Annotated in this window: 15 protein-coding genes; 11 read left to right on the top strand and 4 right to left on the bottom strand. The window is 39.9% G+C overall.

Annotation, left to right across the window (positions count from 1 at the left end):
• Positions 1 to 170: 170 nt before the first annotated feature.
• Positions 171 to 1,172 (bottom strand): hypothetical protein, encoded by a 1,002-nt coding sequence (locus tag IGI49_RS13950; protein WP_429962194.1) that lies wholly within the window; start codon positions 1,170 to 1,172, stop codon positions 171 to 173.
• A gap of 524 nt (positions 1,173 to 1,696) precedes the next feature.
• A complete protein-coding gene (spxB, locus tag IGI49_RS13945) occupies positions 1,697 to 3,424 on the bottom strand; it encodes a pyruvate oxidase (protein WP_429962193.1) in 1,728 nt (575 codons plus the stop codon).
• A gap of 151 nt (positions 3,425 to 3,575) precedes the next feature.
• On the opposite strand from spxB, the gene IGI49_RS13940 reads away from it, so the two are divergent.
• From IGI49_RS13940 to IGI49_RS13930, 3 genes are all read left to right on the top strand, one after another.
• Positions 3,576 to 4,394 carry a ZIP family metal transporter gene (locus tag IGI49_RS13940; RefSeq protein WP_207702372.1) on the top strand — a complete coding sequence of 273 codons (819 nt, stop codon included), beginning with the start codon at positions 3,576 to 3,578 and terminating at the stop codon, positions 4,392 to 4,394.
• 288 nt (positions 4,395 to 4,682) lie between these two features.
• The gene (locus IGI49_RS13935) at positions 4,683 to 4,883 is read left to right on the top strand and encodes a cold-shock protein (RefSeq protein ID WP_207702371.1); all 201 of its coding nucleotides are present in this window, start codon (positions 4,683 to 4,685) and stop codon (positions 4,881 to 4,883) included.
• 386 nt (positions 4,884 to 5,269) lie between these two features.
• Complete coding sequence (locus tag IGI49_RS13930; protein WP_429962192.1) at positions 5,270 to 6,733, top strand: helix-turn-helix domain-containing protein; 1,464 nt, start codon at positions 5,270 to 5,272, stop codon at positions 6,731 to 6,733.
• A gap of 92 nt (positions 6,734 to 6,825) precedes the next feature.
• Here the strand turns inward: IGI49_RS13930 and IGI49_RS13925 are convergent, their stop codons facing one another.
• Complete coding sequence (locus IGI49_RS13925) at positions 6,826 to 7,020, bottom strand: hypothetical protein (protein WP_429962191.1); 195 nt, start codon at positions 7,018 to 7,020, stop codon at positions 6,826 to 6,828.
• A 191-nt stretch (positions 7,021 to 7,211) separates the two neighbouring features.
• Between IGI49_RS13925 and IGI49_RS13920 the strand changes: the two genes are divergently transcribed.
• Together IGI49_RS13920 and IGI49_RS13915 are read left to right on the top strand one after the other, a co-directional pair.
• Positions 7,212 to 7,901 carry an HAD family hydrolase gene (locus IGI49_RS13920; protein WP_429962190.1) on the top strand — a complete coding sequence of 230 codons (690 nt, stop codon included), beginning with the start codon at positions 7,212 to 7,214 and terminating at the stop codon, positions 7,899 to 7,901.
• Positions 7,885 to 8,289 (top strand): DUF4809 family protein, encoded by a 405-nt coding sequence (locus IGI49_RS13915; RefSeq protein WP_429962189.1) that lies wholly within the window; start codon positions 7,885 to 7,887, stop codon positions 8,287 to 8,289. Before IGI49_RS13920 ends, IGI49_RS13915 begins: the two co-directional genes overlap by 17 nt.
• Before the next feature lie 60 nt (positions 8,290 to 8,349).
• On the opposite strand, the gene IGI49_RS13910 is transcribed toward IGI49_RS13915, so the two are convergent.
• Positions 8,350 to 10,716, bottom strand: a complete 2,367-nt coding sequence (locus IGI49_RS13910; protein WP_429962188.1) for a phosphoketolase family protein — start codon at positions 10,714 to 10,716, stop codon at positions 8,350 to 8,352.
• A gap of 129 nt (positions 10,717 to 10,845) precedes the next feature.
• On the opposite strand from IGI49_RS13910, the gene IGI49_RS13905 reads away from it, so the two are divergent.
• The 6 genes from IGI49_RS13905 to IGI49_RS13880 all read left to right on the top strand — a co-directional run bounded on the left by IGI49_RS13905 (position 10,846) and on the right by IGI49_RS13880 (position 16,363).
• Positions 10,846 to 10,974, top strand: a complete 129-nt coding sequence (locus tag IGI49_RS13905) for a hypothetical protein (RefSeq protein ID WP_278253138.1) — start codon at positions 10,846 to 10,848, stop codon at positions 10,972 to 10,974.
• 105 nt (positions 10,975 to 11,079) lie between these two features.
• Complete coding sequence (locus IGI49_RS13900) at positions 11,080 to 13,149, top strand: BglG family transcription antiterminator (protein WP_429962187.1); 2,070 nt, start codon at positions 11,080 to 11,082, stop codon at positions 13,147 to 13,149.
• Between the two features lie 4 nt (positions 13,150 to 13,153).
• Complete coding sequence (locus IGI49_RS13895; protein WP_429962186.1) at positions 13,154 to 13,630, top strand: PTS sugar transporter subunit IIA; 477 nt, start codon at positions 13,154 to 13,156, stop codon at positions 13,628 to 13,630.
• A gap of 16 nt (positions 13,631 to 13,646) precedes the next feature.
• Positions 13,647 to 13,940, top strand: coding sequence for a PTS sugar transporter subunit IIB (locus IGI49_RS13890; RefSeq protein WP_207703911.1), 294 nt, complete (start codon positions 13,647 to 13,649; stop codon positions 13,938 to 13,940).
• 80 nt (positions 13,941 to 14,020) lie between these two features.
• Positions 14,021 to 15,289 (top strand): PTS galactitol transporter subunit IIC, encoded by a 1,269-nt coding sequence (locus tag IGI49_RS13885; protein ID WP_429962185.1) that lies wholly within the window; start codon positions 14,021 to 14,023, stop codon positions 15,287 to 15,289.
• Positions 15,290 to 15,304: 15 nt separating this feature from the next.
• Entirely contained in the window at positions 15,305 to 16,363 is a 1,059-nt protein-coding gene (locus IGI49_RS13880) for a zinc-binding dehydrogenase (RefSeq protein ID WP_429962184.1), read from the top strand.
• Positions 16,364 to 16,506 lie beyond the last annotated feature (143 nt).

The following is a 16,506-nucleotide window of genomic DNA, read 5'->3' as shown; positions in this document are numbered from 1 at the left end:
TAACAAAGGGAATCGTAGGAACAAGCGACTTTAACCGATTCGTTGCACATTCCTCCTTAGTATCAGCGAAGAAGCTAACATGCGAATAGTTAAAACTACTGGAGTCGGCAGATTTTTATCTGTCGGCTTTATTTGTTTAGTAGTCTAGAGAGTGCTTACGAAACGTCTGACTATTTTCGTTTATTTCTCTTTCGATTCTTTTTCCCTTTGCTGCCTTTACTGGCCTTTCTTACGGCCTTTTCCACCTCAAGATTACGGTCATTTTTCGACTGGTTGTTGAGAAAATTGTCGTTTTTTAATTTTTTCATTCGATCCATTGGTTGTTTTACTGGCTTATTCTTCAGTTTAATTGGATCATTTTCTTGTGCTTGTTCCTCAACCGGATATTGACGGATGTCGTTTGGTGAAGACTCATTTCTTTTTTTATTCGATCCGGTAGATTTGACCAGTGTATCAATATTACTAAGGATATTTGCTGATTTTTCTGGAGCATTTTTTTTAGATTTGTGCTGAAAATCTTCATCATTTCGAATATCAAAATCACGAGAACGTTCATCAATGGCAAAATCTAGCCAAACCACTTTGGTAAACTGACGCAAGCCATCTTTTTGAAAAACAGTCAACTCACCTAAGATGTTTAGAAGAGCCATATGTTTTTTAGGCGAATGCAGACAGACGACATTGCTCAAGCTCCAATTGTGCATCTTACCTGTTTCATCCAAGAAGGAGGCCTTCAAATTCCGCTTTCTATCGACTGCTTGCTCGCCAGAAATCAAAGCCGGACGTAAAGGCTTTATGAGCAAGCGAGCTTCTTCGGTAAGCTGGTCAAATTCTTGTTGGTTTTTGTATAGGTGATTGATGACAGTAGTCCATTCTTCTTCTGTTTCAAAATAGTCTTGGAAGTAAATACATAAATGACGAACGGAGGCAGGAACTTTGCCAGTTAAAAATAATTCACGAATTTGCTTTTTCGCAATAAAGGATAGATTAAGAGGACTAAAAGCGTTGCGTATCATGATCGCAATGGCATATTGAATAAATTCAGCGGTTTTGTTTGTTTCAAATAAAAAACTTTCTAACCGTTTTGTGAGCGTATCGTGTTTTTTTAGAGTGAAAACCTGTCTCTTTCCGAAAGGTTGTGCTAGTTTGGTCATATGTGATTTTTCTGTCATGTGTACATCTCCTTATGATTGTTCAATGAATTTACTTTTCAGTGTATTGAATAATTGATCGAATAATTCATTTGCTTAATCGATCGTAAGCGCTTTGATGATTAATTTTATTAAATAATACCGTAAATAAACCAGCTTTTCAACAATTTATTTTATTTAATAATTGTTCTATTTTGTTGTGAATATAAAAATTACTATGAGTGTTAAAATATTTTAATAGCTGAATAGCCAAGTGTTTTTTCGGATAAAACCTAGTAAGATGCTTGTAACTAGAAAAAAGCGAAATATAAATGTCGTTATTTTAAAAAATTAATTTTGGGATTTTGAATTGAAATATTGTTTCGTTGAAGAGGATTTTTTTAGTTTGGAATGTGGAATATTGGGCTAATTTGTGCAGAATTTATATGAGAGGAGTGTCGAGAGGAAAAGGAGCAACATGAAAACAATAAAAGTATTAATTTTTCGAGAAATTAATTTTATAATACAAAAAACCTGGCCAGTTTAACTAGCCAGGTTTGATTATTCTATTGTTCCCGCAAGAGTTCACTTAAAGCAGGCATATCGTGAACTTGATATTTTTCTTGGAAAGCTTGGATTTCTTCTGCTGAAAATTTATCAGGATCCAGCTGTAATTCCTCTACTGGCAAGGGACGAGCATTTTTGATTTTTACATCGATAACGACAGGTCGTTTACTGTCTTTAGCTGCATCAAAGGCATTTTGCAATTGACTGTATTCAGTAACGGTAAAACCGTCAGCTCCCATAGCTTCAGCAGCTTTACCAAAGTCAGCGCCACCCAAGAAAACACCAAATTTCTTTTGTTCTGTATCCTCTTGTTCCGCTTCAATAAAACCAAATGATTCATTGGAGAAGACCACGTTAATGATTGGTAGCTCGTATTTTACTTGGGTCATAATGTCTTGCATCACCATTGCAAAACCACCATCACCACTAAAAGTAAAGACTTGGCGTTCTGGAAAGCTTAATTTTGCTGCAATCCCGCCAGGTACACCATTACCCATGGTAGCGAACCAGCCTGAAGTAGTGTGTAATTGTTTTCCTGTCGTTTCTAAATGACGAATAGCGTTAATAGTAGTATTGCCAACATCTGTAACGAATACAGCATCTTCTTCCGCAATTCGGTTAATCTCTTTAAAGACGGGTTCTGGACGCAAAGGCGTTTGTTCATCAGTATAGAAACTTCTGCGCCAGTTGTGCCAATTTTGACTGTTGGTTTGATTGGCTTCTAACCAATGGTCAGCTGGGCGACTCTGGCCCAGTTCCACCATTCTGCGCAAAGCAGTGTTTGCATCACCTAAAATGGCTACATCTGTATGATGGCGACGACCTAACTTAGCCATATCGATATCCACTTGAATGAATTTAGCTTCTGGGTTAAAGAAGGAAGCTGCAAATGGAAAATCACTGCCGACGAAAACAATTAAATCGGCCACAGCCAAAGCTTCATTTGCTGGCTTAGTGGCTACACGAGCCGCAAAACCTAAAAAATTTTCATAAGTATCAGGAATGATCCCTTTGGCTAAAACAGCTGCTGCAACCGGCATAGAGAAATGTTCAGCAAAGGCTTTGATTTCTTCAAAACCGCCGCGGGTTCCTTGACCCACATAAAGAACAGGTTGTTTCGCCGCTTCAATAAGAGGAATAGCAGCTTGTAAATCTTCCTCTGCTGGCATAATAACTCCTGTGCGATGATTCTTAGCAGTTGCGATTTCTTGTTCTTCAATTTCGGCAAAGCCAAAATCAACAGGAATAGTTACAACTGCAACTCCTTTATGTTCATAAGCTGCCTTAATTGCTTCATCGACTAAATGAGGCAAGCTTTCAGGAGTCATCGCAGTCCGGTTGTAAATGCTGACATCAGCAAACATCGGATTTTCGTTTAATTCTTGAAAAACGTCATAGTTCATAACAGTAGACGCAACTTGACCTAGTAAGGCAACTACGGGAACATGATCCATTTTCGCATCATATAGACCGTTGATTAGATGGCTTGCTCCAGGACCAGCTGAACCGAATACGGCACCCACTTTACCTGTCAATTTTGCATCTGCAGCAGCAGCCAGTGCGCCAACTTCTTCGTGGCGAACTTGAATATATTTGACACTTTCTTTTTCTTTGTATAAGGCATCCATAGTTGAGTTGAAAGAACCGCCAGGGATTCCATAAATATGATCGACACCCCAAGCTTCGAACACTTTGACCATTGCAGTAGCAGCATTAATTTTTGTCATGATTCTCACTCGCTTTCATAATAACTAACAAGACAAGTATAACGCTTTTAACAAAACCAACCAAAGAATGTGTTTGGCCAAAGCCTTAATTTGAGGGCAGGTTTATCTTGTGATAAACTGAAAGGGCATAAAAACGCTCTAGGAGGTTACTATGACAGAATGGTTGGTGTCTTTGTCTGCTTGGCAGCAGGCATTGGTTGGGACATTGTTTACTTGGGGAATGACTGCTTTAGGGGCAGCCATGGTTTTTTTCTTTAAAAATATTAATCGTAATGTGCTAAATACCATGTTGGGTTTTGCTTCAGGTGTCATGATTGCGGCCAGTTTTTGGTCGTTACTAGATCCGGCGATTGAAGCGGCTGAGGAGAATGGCTCGATTCCTTGGCTAGTAGTGAGCGTTGGCTTTGGCCTAGGCGGTCTTTTTTTATACATTGCTGATAAAACGATTCCACACATGCACTTTGGTCCAAATAAGGAAAAAGAAGGCTTACCCAGCCACTTGAAACGGACAATTTTGCTCGTATTTTCGATTACCTTACATAATATTCCAGAAGGATTAGCAGTTGGCGTAGCCTTCGGCGCAGCCAGCGAGGCAGCTAATCCAACAGCAGCAGTTTTGGCTGCTATCTCTGTATCTTTAGGGATTGGTATTCAAAATTTTCCCGAAGGTGCAGCAGTTTCCATCCCCTTGCGGCAAGAGGGGCTGAGCCGTTGGAAATCCTTTGTTTATGGACAGGCTTCAGGGATTGTCGAGCCGATTGCAGCAGTGATTGGCGCACTTTTAGTGATGCGGGTTCAGCCGTTACTGCCTTATGCACTCGCTTTTGCAGCAGGGGCAATGATCTATGTTGTTATTGAAGAGTTGATTCCGGAAGCGCAGGCGACAACAGACAGTAAACATCATTTTGGAGTTTTTGGAGCAATGTCAGGCTTTATTATTATGATGATTTTGGATGTTGCATTAGGTTAAACAGGAATGAACCTTATTTTATAAATGTTCTTGTTTAGCAAGGATATCAAGAATAGAAAGTTCTTTACTTCTTAAGAAAGCAGGGTGTTTCTTAATTATTATCGGATAATTTCTTGAAAATGTTCATCTTTTGTTGCAATAGATCACGGGAAGTGTTATGATAACTCTTGTAATACTTTTGATATGTGACTATTTGTTTATCTATAATTTTTTGATACAACACTTCTTTCTACACATCATTTTTTATTACAAATAAACACACTTGATGTGTATTTGGAGGTACTTAATATGAATAACGGTACAGTAAAATGGTTTAACGCAGACAAAGGTTTTGGATTTATCACTAGCGAAGATGGAAATGACGTATTTGCTCATTTTTCAGCTATCCAAGGCGACGGCTTCAAAACTTTAGAAGAAGGCCAAGCAGTTTCTTTCGACATTGAAGAAGGACAACGTGGACCTCAAGCAACTAACATTGTTAAAGCTTAATCACTTATAACAGTCAAGAGTATAGGCAGAATGCCTGTACTCTTTTTTTTGTTTTTTAAAACCAGTTTAACTATATGTAAACGGCGACCTTTAAACATCTTGTGTATTCACTACGGCTTTTGATTGAAAAATACTGGTTTAATATCTGTAAGAATGATGTGAATAAATAGGAGATGCGTTATAATCTACTTAATAAGACTTTCACATGCAAGGTTCTTTTTCCCTGCTTTTAAAGACCTGCAGCCTCGAATAAGCAAAATTCCTTTTTTACATAATCGATTTTAATGTTTTCTGCTATACATAAATGGACTTACAGAGCGTTGTCTAGCCGAGACAATTGTCTGTCAGAGTAAAACTACTTCTAATATAGATAGGAGCAAAGAGTCTTGAAAACATTGTTGTCAAACTCCGCAAATCGTCAGGTTTTGATTATTGAACAGCTTAAATATTCCGATGAATGGGTACCTGTTAAGCAGATCGTAGAAAGTATCGATGCCAGTCCGAAAACAATTATTAGAGACTGTGAAGATATCGAAGAACGCTGGGGACATATTGTTAGTATCCAGAGAAGTGCTTCTTCCGCTCTTCATCTAACGGAGAAAAAAGGACATACAGTATCGGAAATCTTTTCTGAAATGATTCAAGAATCAGTAGCTTTCCAACTATTGGAGAAGATCATTTTTTTTCCTGGAAAAAGTCGTCTAGAATTACAGGAAGAGCTGTTTATCAGTTCAGCTAATTTGTACCGCCAGATTATCAAAATGAATGAAGTGCTTGCCTCGTTTGGTGTGTATATTGATCGGACCAAGGTTTGTTTAACAGGAGAAAATGAGATTCAAACGCGCATTTTTTTAGCTATTTATTTTTCAGAAGCCTATGATTACAATAATTGGCCGTTTCCAATGGTTGAACGAGCAAAGGTGGAACAGCTGGTTGAGAAGATGACCTCCATCTACCCACAAGAATTGAGTCTGCCTTTTCTGATTGGCGCAACCATCTTGAGACAAAATCAAGGGTTTGTGGTTTCTGATTCGCACATGAAAAAGAAGGAATACCACTTGGATGTTTATCATTTTTTTCTCCTGAATATCCAAGAAGTCCTACCAGAATTGGTTCAAAAGGAGTTGTATTTAGACTTTGCCAGCACTATTTTATGGCGTGATTTTTCATGGGATAATCGAGAAGAGGAGCTTCGGATTGAAAAGTTCTGTAAAGAGTCAATCCAACTGGTAGCTGAGGTATTGAATTTAAAAAATTCAGAAGCCAATCAGCAAAAGTGTATCTATGTGCTCAAAAGTTTTTATTGTTTGTTCAAAACTTATCCGCACAAGAATTATTTGATTTATAATCGTTGCTGGAGCGCCAGTAAAACGATCCATAAACGTTTTGCTGTATTCAACAAAGTATTGGAAAAAAATTTAAGAGATCTTGAAACCCATACGAAGATTCCCTGGTATTCTGTCTATTATGTATTTATTCTTTTTGAATTATTTATCGCTTGGGAAAACCTCCCTCAACAGCTTTATGCCTTGAGACAACCGGTTTCAGTTGAAATAGCTAGTAATCGTGGACTGGATCATGCACATTTACTCGGCTATTGTGTGGAGCGAAATTTGAACGATAAAGTACTGGTGAATATTAACCCTACGCTGATTAAGAGTGAAATAAGAGAGAGTCATCACGCTGATTTTGATCTTTGTGTAACGAATTTTTTGGCAAAAAGTGTCCCTAAGGAAAAATTGTTTATTGTAGAGGATATTCCTTCGGCTAAAAATTTAACCTCTTTGCAAGACTTAATTGAGAAGCATCGAATGGAAATGGTAATTGAACAACTCGCTTATCTAGAATAACAACGAAAAGAAGCCAACTCACCTGTTCCTGTTTTTAGGTGGGTTGACTTCTTTTTTTAAGGATATGTTAAAGTGTGTCTGTCTCGGGATTTTTAAGATCTGCGCCGATTACTGCGCTTAGTTAACCAGTTAACAATAAAATATGCAATTGCTAAAGGAATCCCAATGCGAAAGACTAAAGACAATACTCCAGAAATCAGTGGGCCGATAATTTGCAATGCCAGACTAGCGACTAGAAAAAAGCCGATGACCATTAAAATACGTACAGGAGTTGAATATGTTTTCATAAGTTCTTCCTTCTTCCTTTGTGTTCTTGATTATGTACAAAGTATAACAAAGGTTTTTATTGAAAACGTCCAACTTAAGACGTATTTATCGATTGGCTATTAGTAGGAGAAATTTATGGGAACGAAGCTATCCTAAGACAGATAAATATGCTAGAGTGTTAATTGAATGAATAAATGATGAGGTGAAAAGTATGTTAGAGGCAATCATTTTTGATATGGATGGGGTATTGGTAGATTCTGAATATACCTATTTTGAAAGTAAATCGACGATCTTAGAGGAAGCTGGGCATCCGGTAGAAGAGAGTTATCATTATCAGTTCATGGGAACAACCGGTGAATACATGTGGCAAAAGATGAAGGAAGAGTTCTCTTTGCCGTTAACTGCGAGTGACTACGTTGGAAAAATGAATCAATTGCGTGAAAAAATGGTTGCGACGGATGGCGTACGTCCGATTGAGGGAGCACCAGCCTTTGTTAAAAGACTGCATGAAGCAGGGTTACCTCTGGGTGTAGCCTCTTCATCGACTTTAAAGGAAATCAAAACCAACCTGCAAGCTTTAGGAATCGCGGACTGCTTCCAAATCGTTATGAGCAGCGAAGAAGTTCCAAATTCCAAACCAGCTCCTGATGTCTATTTAGAAGTTGCTCATCGCATGGGCGTAGAACCGAATAATTGTTTGGGAATTGAAGATACTAAAAATGGCAGTACAGCGGTTCACCGGGCAGGAATGGTCTGTCTAGGCTTCCACAATCCGATCTATCCGAAGCAGGACTTGCAAAAAGCGGATCGAATTGTTGAAACCTTTGAAGGACTAGATCGGGAAGCTTTGGAAAAAATCTATCAGGAAGTAAAAGGGGAGAAAGATGCAGGCAGTCATTAATCAGCAGGAATTTATTACCGAGGGCGGCTGTAATGCTTGTGGGTTTCAAAGCTGCGTCACGTACACGCTGCGATTAGAAAACGAAAAGACTCTTTTATTGGATGAGTACGACAATCCTTCGTTGATTACAGCATTAGCTCTGGAAAATGGCTGGCGGCAAGAGTATGTAACAATAGGTATTGGTGAGGATGTTTTGGTTTTCAAAAAGTCGGATCAGCAGGTTGAGGTTCATGAGACAGGCTCCATGATCACCTATCAAAAGGCTGGACACCGCTGTTCGATTCCGAAATGTGCAGCAGTTAAAGAAGAAGGATTTCAACAGGTGAATCAAGTGCTGCTGGAAATCTTCTCACTGGAAGCTTATGAATTTTTAGAAGCAGTCAACTAGAAAAGGCCGAAACCTTTGACGAATAATCAAGGGTTTCGGCCTTATTTTTGTGTCTTCAGTTTATCTTTGCAAATCTTCCCAAGTCCAGTCAGTTACATCAATTAGGTCTTTTCCTTCCGCTCGGATGTAATCATGATGACGTTGCAAAATTTCATCCATTTCTTCTGAGAAGTCGGCAGCTTTTTCGCCATAAGCGGCATTAGCTGCGGCTTGTGCTAAGTGGAAACGGTCCATTTCGCTGTAAACGCGCATGTCAAATGGTGTAGTAATGTCACCATTTTCACGATAGCCATGAATATACAAATGATGATTATGACGATCAAAGAAGAAATCACGAATCATGTTTTCATAGCCATGGAAAGCAAAGACGATCGGTTTATCCTTAGTAAACAAGTCATCGAATTCTTCATCACTTAACCCACGAGGGTCATTATCAGGATGACGCAATTTCAAAATGTCGACCACATTGATAAAACGAATCTTCATTTCTGGATAATGCTTATTTAGAATGCTGACAGCAGCTAAAGCTTCCAGATTTGGTTCAGTTCCGGCAGCAGCAATAACGATGTCTGGTTCGCTGTCACCGTCTGTGCTGGCCCAGTCAATTACTTTTAAGCCTTTATCCACTAATTCCTCTGCTTCTTCAACCGAATAGAACTGAGGACGCGGATGCTTACTAGAAACGATTAAGTTAATCACTTGTTCTTCCTGCAAGGCTTTATCCATCACTGCCATTAAAGTATTGGCATCAGCAGGCAAATATTCACGAATAAATTCGGGCTTTTTCTCAGCCAAGTGAGACAAAACACCCGGATCTTGGTGAGTGTAGCCATTATGGTCTTGCTGGAAGACCGTGGATGTTGAAATCAGATTCAAAGATGGATAATGCTTACGCCAAGGCTGATCGCTGGCTTTGCGCATCCATTTGAAATGCTGCGTCAGCATGGAATCTACTACCCGCAGGAAGGATTCGTAGCTGGCGAAGAATCCGTGACGACCAGTTAATACGTAGCCTTCCAAGAAACCTTCGGCCTGATGTTCTGATAATTGACCATCAATTACCCGACCAACAGAAGACTGCCATTCGTCTGAGCTCAACTTAGGTTCCAGCCATTGACGATTGGTTACTTCAAACACTTTGTTCAAGCGGTTGGATTTGGTTTCGTCTGGTCCAAAAATTCGGAAGTTGTCAGGGTTGTTTTTTATGATATCCCTAGCGTGACCACCGAAGACGATCATATCTTGTGCTGTAACAGCACCTGGATGTGAAGTATCTACAGCTAATGCACGCCAATCTGGCATATTCAAAGGCTTAGGATCAATTCCGCCATTGGTAATGGGATTGCTGGACATCCGTTTGATTCCCTTTGGTGAAATTTCACGAATTGAATCTATCACTGTTCCATTTTCATCAAACAATTCTTCTGGATGGTAAGATTTCAACCATTTAACCAGTTTATCGGCATGTTCCATGTGATCGGCATCTACCGGAATAGGTACTTGATGGGCCCGGAAGGTACCTTCAATTTTTTCGCCATCCCAGCTTTCAGGACCGGTCCAGCCTTTTGGTGTCCGGAAAATGATGACCGGCCATTGCGGCATGGTTGCATCTTCAGCTTTACCTTGACGAGCTTTTGTTTGAATCGCCTTAATTTCTTCAATTACTTTATCCAAGGTTTCCGCCATGATTGGATGAACCTTCTCAGGATCGGTTCCTTCAACAAAATAAGGTTTCCAGCCCATTCCCTCAAAGTATTTCACTAAGTCTTCGTTGCTTTTACGGGAAAGAATGGTAGGATTAGAAATTTTTCCGCCATTTAGATAAAGAATGGGTAAAACAGCCCCATCATTGACCGGGTTAATGAATACATTAGAAAACCAACTGCCAGCTAATGGGCCAGTTTCTGATTCGCCATCCCCGACAACAGTTGCTGCAATGACATCAGGATTATCTAAGATCGCTCCGGTTGCATGAGAGATTGAGTAGCCTAATTCGCCGCCTTCATGAATAGAACCCGGTGTTTCCGGTGCTGCATGAGAGGCAATCCCACCAGGAAATGAGAACATTTTAAATAAGCGTTTTAAGCCGGCTTCGTCTTGAGTAACTTCGGGATAAATTTCAGAATAGCTGCCATCTAAGTAAGAGTTAGAGACCATTACTTGGCCGCCATGTCCGGGACCTTCAATGTAGAACATGTTCAAATCATACTTATTAATGACCCGATTTAAATGAGCATAAATGAAGTTTTGGCCGGCAATGGTGCCCCAGTGTCCGATTGGATGAGCTTTAATGTCTTCTTTTTGAATGGAGCGCTTTAATAAAGGATTATCCTTTAAATAAATTTGGGCGACAGAAATATAATTGGCCGCACGCCACCAAGCGTTGAGTCGGTCGAGATATTCTTTGGAATCTACGTTTACTGTCATGAGTAAAAGCTCCTTTTTTAGTATTTTTTACTATAATATAGCCACTTTCACTATAGCGCGATCGCAAAAAAATGTAAAACAATCAGTCTCTTATTGCAGCATAGTATAGTTAAATAATGAGACTGTTTCATGGAAAAAATAGGAAGTCAGAGTACCAAGTTGCATAAAGGGTTGCCAAAAAAGTATATTGAAGAGATCAGCAGCTCTGATTTAGTCGATTTGTTTATAAAAGAACAAACAGATGGCAAAGGAGGCTAAGGATAAAGGTCTCATGTTGCATAAAAAACACTGAATCTTTTGGGAACAACGCTGGTAGCAATGTAAGCGATTTTATAATAAATTGTAATTGTGAGAGGGATGGCTATGAACTTAGAAAAACGAACGAATCAAATTTTTATGGAACTCATCAATAATCCACAGCTGGCTAGTAAAGCGCTGTGTGAGAAGTTTGATCTTTCCCGTGGACAATTGAATTACGCATTAAAGAAAATCAATGATTCGCTGCAAGATGAAAAATTAGCAGAGATCAAGCGAACGAAGAATGGTCGCTTTATTATTCCAAATGAGACGTTGTCCTATTTTAAAGGTGGTGATGAAACGCTGGGAGAACCACAGGAGAATTATGTGTTTTCCGGCAAGGAACGTGTCTATCTAATTGAATTGATGCTTATAAGTAAAGAAGATTATCTCTCGCTGAATCATTTTATTGATGACTTGCAGGTAAGCCGCAACACGATTTTGCGCGATTTAAAAGAAACCAATCAGGACGTCACACGGCATGATTTAGCCTTAAAGTACACGCGGCAAAAAGGCTACTTCATCGACGGAGATGAATGGAACAAAAGGCAGTTGTTATCGGATGTTTTAGGTCACTTGGCTGAGATGTATAACGGCATTAATTTCATCATTCAGTTTGCTAATCTGGAGGTAGAAATGATTGAAACCTTTCGCAAAAGGGTGGAGATGATTGAACAGGATTTAGAGGTTCGTTTCACTGATGAGCGTTTGAAGATTTTGCCGCTGCTGATCATTTTACTGATTCGACGAGCGCAAAAGGGCAAGATGATTTCCTATAGCTTTAAGGTGAATTATCGGGAGCTGGCAGATACGAAGGAATACTTGGCTGCTGACCGGGTAGTATGGGATGTAGATGGCTTAAGTGAGAACGAACGAGTGTATCTTACAATGCTGCTTTTAACGACAAATCTTTCCCGGGGCGACATCCTTTCTTTAAAGGAAATCAACAAGATGAAGGAAGCGTTGGAAGGGGTCATCGCCAACTTTGAAAAAATTGCTGGCGTGAGCTTAGAAGATAAGGAAAAACTGCTGGACCGTCTGCTGGTTCATATGCGGCCAGCCTATTATCGGATTAAGTATCATTTGAACCTGCAAACGAAATATTATCAGGAAAATAAGGATGCCAATTTATTTTCCCTGGTATATCTAGTTAAGGAAGCCAGTGGACCGTTAGAGGAGTTCTTTGGTCAGAAAATTCCAGATGCTGAACTATTCTTTATCTCCTTGTTTATCGGCAGTCACATTGTAGAAAGTACGAAAATTATTCATCCAGAAAATCGTAAAAAAGGTATTATCGTATGTCCCAATGGAGTCTCGATTGCTGTTCTATTGGAAAATACGTTGCGAAACTTGTTGCCGGAAATTGATTTTGTCGCTTTGATGTCGGCCCGAGAATTCTATCAGCAAGATTATGAGGTGGACTTCATTTTCTCAGCCGTCCCTTTAAAAACGGAGAAAAAGGTATTTGTCGTCAACAGCTTTTTAACCGAACCAGAGAAAAAGCAGCTGCGGGAACGGGTGCTGCGATCAACGGCTGCGATTCAGCCAGGAGTGGTCACTCCTGAGAAGGTGTTATCGATGGTGAAAAAATATGCGACTGTTACAGATGAAGATCAGCTGTATAGCGAATTGCTGAATTTATTCACCCCAAAGGAATCAAAAATACTGACGAAAAAAAAGCCGCATTTAATTGATTTATTGAAAGGTGAAACAATTCGAATTTTCGAAGAACCAACCGAATGGCTGACAGTTTTGGATGAACTGGCAGTACCTTTAGAAAAACACAAAGTAATCACCAAGAATTATATTGAAGCCTTGAAAAAAGAAATGCCAACCTTGCCAGCGTACACAGTTTTACGTAACCGCATCGTATTGCCACATACGGTTCCAGAGGCTGGCGCAATCGGTGTAGGTATCAGTTTAGGTATCTTGAAGCATGCACTGATCGCAGATGACGGCAGCCGAATCAAGACAGTTGTACTGTTGGGATCAAATGATAAGGATGAACACATTGATCTGATTTTTGAATTAATGAGCTTGGCAGGGGCAAAACAACTTGATCAACTTGAACAAGCTAAGAATGAAAAAGAAGTACGGGAAGCTTTAGCGAGCTTCAATAAAGATTATTGGAGGTAATGAAATGACGGCGGAAACCAAACTAAGCGGGTATTTGAAAACACCCCTGATTTTTGTACAGGAAGTTTACGATTCGCGGGATGAACTGTTGGAACAGGTTTCTCAGCGAGCACTTAATCTAGGGTGGGTTCGAGAAGACTTTCTGTCACGGATTAAAGAAAGAGAGGAGACCTTTCCAACAGGTATTCAGCTGCAAAATCTAGGTGCAGCGATCCCTCATACGGATTCGGAATGTGTCTTGAAGGAGTTTGTGGCAGTAGTAACCAATGAACGTCCGGTTGTTTTTAACAGCATGGAGGATAAAGAGGTGCAGGTAAAGGCGGATATTGTGTTTGTCTTAGGACTGAATCAGCCTCATGCACAATTGGAAATGCTGCAGTCGTTAATGGGGCTCTTACAAAATGAAACCCTGTTGTCAGAAATGTTATTGGCGTCAAACGAAGTATCACTATTGGAAGTCATTCAAAAAAATAATTTATAGGATAGGGGAAAATACAATGAAAAGAAAAGTAAAAGTATTAGTCGCATGTGGAGCAGGAATTGCAACATCAACAGTAGTTATGAAAAAGGTAGAGGACTTGTTTGCCCGCAATCAGATCCCGGTAGAAATTATGCAAATTAAAATCGCGGAAGCATCAGCAAAACAGGATGAAGCGGATATTTTGATCTCAACAACGATGCTGCCAACGGAATACAAGATTCCAGCGATCAAAGCGATGGCCTTCTTAACTGGCATTAACACGGAAAAAGTTGAGAATGAAATTTTGGAAGCTGTGAATTCATTAGATTAATAGGGTAATAGCTGAAGGTAAATAGGAATGATTTTTACTGAAGAATTATTCCTTAATATATTTAAGGAGGATTTAATTGAATGGATAGCTTAACAAACGTTGTACAAAGTATTTTGAACATGGGTTCAAGTGTTGTGCTGCCGATTATCATGTTTATTGTGGGGATTGTCTTTCGAGTTCCACTGAAAAAAGCCATTATTTCAGGTCTTACGGTTGGTATTGGGATGATTGGGATTAACTTAGTCATTAATTTATTAACAACAAGTGTTGGTCCTGCAGCACAGGCAATGGTTGAACGGTTTGGGCTAAACTTAACAATCATCGACGCAGGCTGGCCAACAGTCGCAGCTGGTACTTGGGCGCAACCAATCGCAGCTGTGATGATTCCAATTATTTTGATAGTGAACCTGATCATGTTAGCAATGAACTGGACAAAGACACTGAATATCGATATTTGGAACTATTGGCACATGAGTGCGGCTGCAGCAACCGGTTACATTGTAACAAATAATTTTCTTTTTGGCATCATCTGCGGCATTATTTATACCGTATTTGTGCAAATTATTGCTGATAAGACTGCACCAAAAATGCAAGAATACTACGGATTAGAAGGTGTCAGCTTACCAACCGGATCAGCTCAGGGCTATGCAGTTTTGGCGATTCCCATCGGATGGCTGATTGATCGTATTCCAGGAATCAACAAATTAGATGTTAAGCCAGAAACAATTCAAAAACGTTTTGGTATTTTCGGCGAACCAATGATTATGGGAATTATTATCGGGGTATTTTTAGGTTTGCTGGGTGGTTATGATATTGCTGGGATTCTTCAAATTGGGATGACCATGGGTGGTGTGATGTTCCTGATGCCGCGGATGGTGAAAATCTTGATGGAAGGATTAATTCCAATTCAAGAAAGTGCTCAAAAAATGTTGCAAAGTCGTTATGGCGATCGGGAAATTTACTTAGGAATGGATGCGGCTTTAGCAACAGGCTCTCCAGCTGCATTATCAACAGGACTGTTGATGGTGCCAATCACGTTGTTCTTAGCGGTTATTTTGCCAGGAAACCGCGTATTACCGTTTGGTGACTTGGCAACGATTCCTTTCTTTGCGGCCTTGGTTGTACCTAGTCGTAAAGGGAACATTTTGCACTCGGTTTTATCTCTAACTGTCGTAATTGCACTTGCGCTATTGATGGCGACTGACTTTGCCCCAACCTTAACGACGATGGCCGAAGGGATTGTTGAATTCCCAGAAGGTGCTGCTCAAATCAGTAATTTGGATACCGGCGGAAATATCTTGAACTGGATTTTCTTAAAATTGGCACAGTTAGTCAACTCAATCATGTAGGAGGGTTTTATAGTAATGAATAAAATGATGAAAGGTGTCTCAAAGCAGGCACCTGGTTACGATCAAATGGCATTTATCGACTTAGAAATACCAGAAGCAACTGCTGACAAGGTATTGATCAAAGTTGCGTACACCGGCATTTGTGGATCAGATATCCATACCTTTAAAGGTGAATACAAAAATCCAACAACTCCAGTTGTCTTGGGACATGAATTTTCCGGACAAGTCGTTGCAGTGGGTAATCAAGTAAAAAAGGTAAAAGTGGGAGATCGCGTAACCAGTGAAACGACTTTTACTGTCTGCAACGAATGCGACTATTGTAAGGAAAAACAATACAATCTGTGTCCCCACCGTAAAGGAATTGGTACCCAGCAAAACGGCAGTATGGCCAATTACGTTTTAGCTAGAGAAGAAAGCATTCATTTACTGCCGGATGAATTGAGTTATGAGGGGGCGGCTATGAGTGAACCGCTAGCTTGCTGCGTCCATGCCATGTATCAAAAAAGCCGTTTGGAATTGCAGGATAAAATTATCATTATGGGCCCTGGCCCAATCGGTTTATTCCTGTTGCAAATCGCTAAAGATATCGGTGCCTTCGTCATCATGACGGGGATTACCAAAGATGCGCATCGACTTGAGCTGGCAAAAAAAATGGGGGCTGATGTCGTTGTCGATACAATGAAAGAAAATCTAGCCGAGGTTGTTGAGGAAGTCACTGATGGCTATGGTGTTGATAAGGTTTATGATGCTTCAGGAGCCTTGCCGGCTGTTAATGCCAGTTTACCGCTGATGCGCAAGCAAGGAATTTTCGTTCAAGTCGGTCTATTCAGAGATAAAATGAATGAACTGGATTTAGAAACAATTATTCAACGAGAAATTGAGTATGTGGGCAGCCGCTCACAAAATCCTTACGACTGGCCGATTGCGATTCATCTGTTAGCCAAAGGAGCTATCCATATCGATGAAATGATTACTAAAAAATATCCGTTGGAAGAATGGCGTACCGCCTTTGATAAAGTCATGGAGGGCAATGAGATCAAGGTTATGATCGAGTCCAATCCGGATGAGTTTTAAGTAAAATAAGAAGATGATTCAAAATGCCGCCGGGTGTTTTGGGTCATCTTTTTTTGTGAAAATGAGTGTAAAATCAATCAGCTGATCGGTGATTAAATTGAATGATACCGTTTACTAAAATTGGATTTAAGGTTAGACTAGTT

Origin of the sequence: Enterococcus sp. AZ071, assembly GCF_050499065.1 — a bacterium.
Classification (GTDB): Bacteria; Bacillota; Bacilli; order Lactobacillales; family Enterococcaceae; genus Enterococcus_A; species Enterococcus_A ferrettii.
The sequence above is the reverse complement of the archived record's forward strand: the minus strand, read 5'-3'. Positions and strand labels throughout refer to the sequence as shown.